The following is a 4,215-nucleotide window of genomic DNA, read 5'->3' on the forward strand; positions in this document are numbered from 1 at the left end:
CGGTCCAGCAGCCACGCGGCCGTCAGGCCCGCCCCGCCCGCCCCGATCACCGCGATGTCCAGCGGCGCGCTCATCCCGCCGCCCCCGGCTTGCGCAGCAGGTAATGCGACACGCCCCACTCCTCGCCCCCGCGGTAGCCGAACAGCTCCGAGCAGGCCAGGATGAAGATCCGCCAGCGTTGCAGCCAGCGCTTCTTCTCCGCGGCCCCGTAGGCTTTTTCCAGGATGGCCAGCGCGTCGCCCCGCGCGGCGTCGAGCTTCGCCAGCCACGCCTCGAGCGTCCGCGCGTAGTGGCGGCCGTTGACCTGCCAGTGCTCCTCGATCCGCAGGTCGCGCTGGAAGTAGAGCATCAGCGAATCCGAGGGCATGATCCCGCCCGTGAAGAAATAGCGCGCCATCCAGTCCGTCGAGTCGCCGGTCTCGAAGGGATAGGCCAGCTCGCGGTGCGTGAAGATGTGCACGAACATCCGCGCGTCGGGCTTCATCCAGCGCGCGACGCGGCCGAGCAGCTCCTCCCAGTTGCGGATGTGCTCGAACATCTCGACCGTGACCACGCGGTCGAACACGCGGTCCGCCTGGAACTCGTTCATGTCCGCCGTGATGACCCGCACGTTGTCCAACCGCCGGCGGCCGCACTCGGCCTGGATGAACTCCCGCTGGCCATGGGAGTTCGACACCGCCGTGATCCGCGCGCCGGGGAAATGCTCGGCCATCCACAGCGTCAGCGAGCCCCAGCCGCAGCCGAGCTCGAGGATCTCCTGCCCGTCCGCCAGCCGCGCGCGGCGCGCGGTGAGTTCGAGCATGGCCTCCTCGGACTCCGCGAGCGTCCGTACGCCGTCGGGCCAGACCCCGCTGCTGTACTTCAGGCGCGGGCCGAGGATCAGCTTGAAGAACTCCGGCGGCAGCTCGTAGTGCTGCTCGTTCGCCTTGTCCGTCGCCACGGCGACCGGGCTTTTGCGCATGTGCGCGACGAACGCCTCGTGCCGGACGCGGATCGCCTCGACGCCGCCCGCCCCTTCCATGCGCAGGCGCTCCGCGTGCAGCCGGCGGATGCCGGCCCGGATCAGCGCGTCGGGGACCAGGCCCCGCTCCATCCAGTCAATGATTCGGTTCATGAGTGTCCGTGCTTTTTTTACCAGAATACCTCCCACCCAAGACCCCAGCGAGCTTGACTCGCCGGTGAACGAGGCCGGGAAAAGCCGCGCCCGGCGCCCCCCTTACCTCCCGCCCCCGCCGGGCAAGAAGCCGGCAGGGGGCGTCTTTCCCGATGTGCTTTTCGGGAACCACGGGAAAAAAGCGCTCGTCGTGCGCTGGTACTCGCGGTACTCCTCGCCCCGGCTGGCCAGCGCGTGGGCCTCGGTCGCGGGGATGCCGGTGACCTTCAGCAATACGTACAGCATCAGCGCGGGCGCGATCAGCGTCAGCCAGAACCCACCCCACCCGACCGCCAGCAGGACGTAGACCCACCAGTGCAGCCACTCGAAGAAGTAATTCGGGTGCCGCGAATAGCGCCACAAGCCCGCGCGGCAGGTCCGGCCCTTGTTTTCCGGCCGCCGCCGGAACCGCGCCAGCTGCGCGTCGGCCAGCGCCTCGCCGCCGACGGACAGGATCCAGACCGCGACGCCCGCCGCCGTCCAGGGCCCGACGATCGACGCCGGGTTGCGCATCGCCGCCCAAGGGGAAAGCGACAGGATCACCACGGTGACGGCCTGAAATTGGTAGAAGTTAAACAGGCGGCGCTGGAAGTTCCCGCCCCATTCCTCCCGCAGCTTGCGGTAACGTCCGTCCTCCGGCTTCCCGTGGTTGCGCCCGTGGATGTAGGCCGCGAGCCGGAAGCCCCACCCGCAGGCCAGCGCGGCCGCCAGCGCCCGGCGCGCCACGTCGCCGTCCAGGAACACCGCGTAGAAGATCGACACCAGGCCGATCCCCGACGCCCAGCCGATATCCACGATCCCCGCGTCCCCCGTCCGCCGTTGCACCAGCCACAGCAGGCCGAAAAAGGCCACCATCGCCGCCCAGCCCGCCGGAATGACCCAGGCGCCGGTCATCGCGCCCGCGCCTCCTCGTAGACCTTCGCCGGCGGCTCGCGCAGGTCCCAGACCACCCCGAGCGCGGCCAGCCCGCGCAGCGCGTAGTAGGTCAGGTCCACCTCCCACCAGAAGAAGCCCTGGCGCGCGGCCACGGCATAGCGGTGGTGGTTGTTGTGCCACCCCTCGCCCATGCTCAAGAGCGCCAGCACGGCGTTGTTCCGGCTCGTGTCCGGCGTCGCGTAGCGGCGCGTGCCGGCCATGTGCATGAGCGAGTTGATGCAGAACGTCACGTGGTAGACCAGGACCGTGCTGATGAAGAACCCCCAGACCACGAACCGCGGCCCGGTCGCCCCGCCCGCCGGCTTCAGCCCCTCGCCGACCATATAGAGGAATAGAACCAGCGCGGCGGGCGCGACGAACGGATGCCGGTCCAGGAAGCGCAACTCGGGGTATTTCGCGAAATCCTCGATCAGGTCATAGCGGGTCCGCGAATACTCGGGGACCAGCAGCCAGCCCAGGTGCGCCCAGAAAAAGCCGCGGCGGGACGGCGAATGAATATCGTCCTCCGTGTCGGCCATCCGGTGATGATGCCGGTGGTGCGAGGCCCACCACAGCGGCCCGCGCTGCGCCGCCGTCGCGCCCAGCAGGGCCAGCACGAACTGGAAGGCCCGGCTGGTCTTGAATGCGTTGTGGGAGAAGTAGCGATGATAGCCGCCGGTCAGGGCGAAGACCCGGACCGCGTACATCGCCACGCAAGCGGCCACGGCGGCCCGGCTCACGCCGGTCCAGAACACCGCCAGGCACGCCAGGTGCATGAACAGCAGCGGCAGCCCCTCTTTCCAGTCTAATCGCTGCGAGATGGACGATGCGCCTGTCACCTTTATACACCCCTTCTTTTTTCTACCCGATCATCGTGAAGCGAACAAGCCCGCGAATGGCGTCAGGCCTCAACGGCAGGACTGATTCATGAGAACGGTGAACCCTCGATCCGTGAAGGGAATGCGATTTTTCTCGAGGGGACTCCCCTCGCGAAACGCGGGGGTCCGGAATCCGCGGAGCCAACCGGCCCCGCGACCGGGGGCGGTCGCGGGCTACGCCGAGTGCCGCATCCGCGGCGTCCGCGTAGCGCGGCCTCGCCCTCGAGGCCGACGCATGCCCTGCTGTGCGCGGGCCTTGTTCTTCCATGGTTGGAACGGGTTACGCTCCTTTATGAATCAGTCCTGCCTCAACGGCGCGTCTTTTGCCCCGGGCCGCGAGCACGGCCTTCGCGACCCGGTAGGCCAGCCAGGCCGCGGGCACGGCCGCGACCAGCCATCCCGCCACGGCGTACAACACGGCGGCCTGGAAGGATTGGAGGAATTCCCACGGATGCTCCTTGAGCCTCGCCGCTAGTTCGGCAGGCGAGAACGGCAACGGCTCCGCGCGGAATACCCATTCCCCAAGGCGCAGAAAGGGCCAGATCAACGCCAGTTGCACGCCGCCGAACAGCCAGTTGACCGCCTGGATCGCCGGCAGGTTCAGCTTCAGCCGGACCGCGGCCACGGCGCAAAGAACGGTCGTGGTGCCCAGCACCGGGAACACGCTGATTACCGCCCCCAGGACCAGGCATTGCGCGATCTTCTCCGGTGTAATCCCCTGCCGGAAAAGATTCAGCAAAGGTATTCCCACCTTCCGGCGAAAATAGCCGTCCCCGCCTTTTTCCCTGGCTTGGCTTTCCTCCATGTCCGGCTCCGAATTCTGTCCCGCAATATGCCTAAAAACCCCTGTTTTTCAATACCGGCCGTGTTTTTTTCAGCCTGCCCACTTTTTTAAAAAAACCGTGGAATATCCGCCGCCTCCTTCCTTTCTAGTAGTGGACCAGGAGGAGGAAACAATGAGCACAAGAAGCAAGAAAGTGATCGTGGCGGTGGTGATTCTGCTGGCGTCGGTTCTGTACGGCTACACCACGTTCGAGCGGCAGCTGCCGTGGGAGGACGGGGTCTTCTACGAGGTCGCCTCGGACGTGATCAGTCTCGTGTACTACCGGGCCGACCAGGACACGCTGACCCTCGCCTTCCGGAACGGGCCGGTCTACGAGTACAGCGCGGTGCCGGCGTCCGTGTTCTACGGGCTCATCGATTCGCAGAGGAAGGGCTCGTACTACAACCAGCGCATCCGCGGGCACTTCCCGTCGCGGCGGCTGGCAC

At 67.1% G+C, this 4,215-nt stretch carries 5 protein-coding genes; 1 reads left to right on the top strand and 4 read right to left on the bottom strand.

Going from position 1 to position 4,215, the window contains the following annotated elements:
* Positions 1 to 70: 70 nt before the first annotated feature.
* The 4 genes from KA248_15650 to KA248_15665 all read right to left on the bottom strand — a co-directional run bounded on the left by KA248_15650 (position 71) and on the right by KA248_15665 (position 3,751).
* Positions 71 to 1,114 carry a class I SAM-dependent methyltransferase gene (locus tag KA248_15650; GenBank protein ID MBP7831342.1) on the bottom strand — a complete coding sequence of 348 codons (1,044 nt, stop codon included), beginning with the start codon at positions 1,112 to 1,114 and terminating at the stop codon, positions 71 to 73.
* Between the two features lie 102 nt (positions 1,115 to 1,216).
* Positions 1,217 to 2,047: a DUF1295 domain-containing protein gene (locus KA248_15655; GenBank protein ID MBP7831343.1), complete on the bottom strand. Its 831-nt coding sequence runs from the start codon at positions 2,045 to 2,047 to the stop codon at positions 1,217 to 1,219.
* Positions 2,044 to 2,844, bottom strand: a complete 801-nt coding sequence (locus tag KA248_15660) for an acyl-CoA desaturase (GenBank protein ID MBP7831344.1) — start codon at positions 2,842 to 2,844, stop codon at positions 2,044 to 2,046. The genes KA248_15655 and KA248_15660 overlap by 4 nt, the downstream gene beginning before the upstream one ends.
* Before the next feature lie 382 nt (positions 2,845 to 3,226).
* A complete protein-coding gene (locus KA248_15665; protein MBP7831345.1) occupies positions 3,227 to 3,751 on the bottom strand; it encodes a DUF2062 domain-containing protein in 525 nt (174 codons plus the stop codon).
* A gap of 151 nt (positions 3,752 to 3,902) precedes the next feature.
* On the opposite strand from KA248_15665, the gene KA248_15670 reads away from it, so the two are divergent.
* Positions 3,903 to 4,215 (top strand): KTSC domain-containing protein (locus tag KA248_15670; protein MBP7831346.1); only part of this gene is annotated, 313 nt, incomplete at its 3' end.

This window comes from Kiritimatiellia bacterium, assembly GCA_018001225.1.
Classification (GTDB): Bacteria; Verrucomicrobiota; Kiritimatiellia; order CAIQIC01; family JAGNIJ01; genus JAGNIJ01.

Bases quoted from the DNA above. Each gene is read 5' to 3' on its own strand.
- KA248_15650 (MBP7831342.1), bottom strand. From the start codon at position 1,114: ATGAACCGAATCATTGACTGGATGGAGCGGGGCCTGGTCCCCGACGCG.
- KA248_15655 (MBP7831343.1), bottom strand. From the start codon at position 2,047: ATGACCGGCGCCTGGGTCATTCCGGCGGGCTGGGCGGCGATGGTGGCC.
- KA248_15660 (MBP7831344.1), bottom strand. From the start codon at position 2,844: ATGCACCTGGCGTGCCTGGCGGTGTTCTGGACCGGCGTGAGCCGGGCC.
- KA248_15665 (MBP7831345.1), bottom strand. From the start codon at position 3,751: ATGGAGGAAAGCCAAGCCAGGGAAAAAGGCGGGGACGGCTATTTTCGC.